The sequence below is a fragment of the Caballeronia arationis genome (assembly GCF_001544975.2).
In the GTDB taxonomy this organism is placed as follows: Bacteria; Pseudomonadota; Gammaproteobacteria; order Burkholderiales; family Burkholderiaceae; genus Caballeronia; species Caballeronia arationis.
On record NZ_FCOG02000456.1, the window covers coordinates 1 to 1,241 of the forward strand.

Annotated in this window: 1 protein-coding gene; it reads right to left on the reverse strand. The window is 58.9% G+C overall.

Annotated elements, in window-relative coordinates:
* Positions 1 to 1,211: non-ribosomal peptide synthetase (locus AWB81_RS43120; protein WP_327373551.1), on the reverse strand; the 1,211-nt coding region annotated here is incomplete at its 3' end.
* Between the last annotated feature and the right edge of the window lie 30 nt (positions 1,212 to 1,241).

The window sequence follows — 1,241 nt, forward strand, 5'->3', positions numbered from 1 at the left end:
TCGATCTCACCGAGTTCGATACGGAAGCCGCGAATCTTGACCTGATGATCGTTGCGGCCGAGGAACTCCAGATTGCCATCAGCGCGATAACGTGCGAGGTCGCCCGTACGGTAGATGCGTGCGCCTGCAACGAACGGATCGTCGAGGAAGCGCTCGGCGGTGAGTTCGGGCCGATTCAGATAGCCACGCGCCACGCCTGCACCGCCGATGTAAAGCTCTCCCACCACGCCCGGAGGCATCAATTGACGTTGTGCATCGAGCAGGTAGATGCGCGTATTGGCGATCGGCTTACCGATGCTTTCCGTCAAATGATCGCCTTTCTGCATCTGAATCCAGGTCGAGTATGTCGTCGTCTCGGATGGTCCATAGAGATTGCACAGGCGCTCAATGTCGGTCTCGGCAAAGATTCTTTTCATCAGCGCGAGCTTCAATGGCTCGCCGGCGAGATTGATCGTCTGGATGGATGCCAACGACGTGCCAGAATCCAGCAACGAAGTAATGGCCGATGGCACCGTATTGATGAGGCTCACCTCGTGCGGATCCCTGACGAGTGCGAGGACGTTGTCGACCAGGTGAACCGTACCGCCTCGTGTCAAAGGAGCGAAACACTCGTAGATCGAGAGATCGAAATTGAGGGAGGTCGCAAACAGAGTCTGCGAAAGCTCCTCCAACGTGAAGACATCCTGACTCCAGGTCAGAAAGTTGACGGCGTTCCGGTGTTCGATCGCAACGCCCTTGGGTATACCAGTGGAACCCGAGGTATAGATCACATAGGCGAGGTGCTGCGGGGCGACAGTCGTTCGCGGATCGTCTTGTGGCAACGAGCCATCGAGCGATGCATTGGGGTCGAGCACGGTCAACGCACCGGTATCTCCCAGCGCTTCGCGACCCGCGGCATCGGCGAGCAACAGCCGGGGTGTGGCATCGGTGAGGATGTGGCTCAGACGCTCGCCCGGATAGGCCGGATCGAGCGGCACATAAGCGCCCCCAGCCTTGAGAATCGCCATCAACGCGACGATCATGCCGGTGCCGCGCTCCATGCACAGCGCCACACGGTCTTCCGGATTGACGCCCAGCGCAATCAGATGATGCGCCAGCTGGTTGGCGCGTGCATTGAGTTGCGCATAGGTGAGCGACTCGTCTTCGAAGACCAGCGCGATTGCGTCGGGCGTGCGTTGAACTTGTTGCTCGAAGAGCTGATGGATACACAGATGCTCCGGATAAGGCGCAGCGGTGTCGTT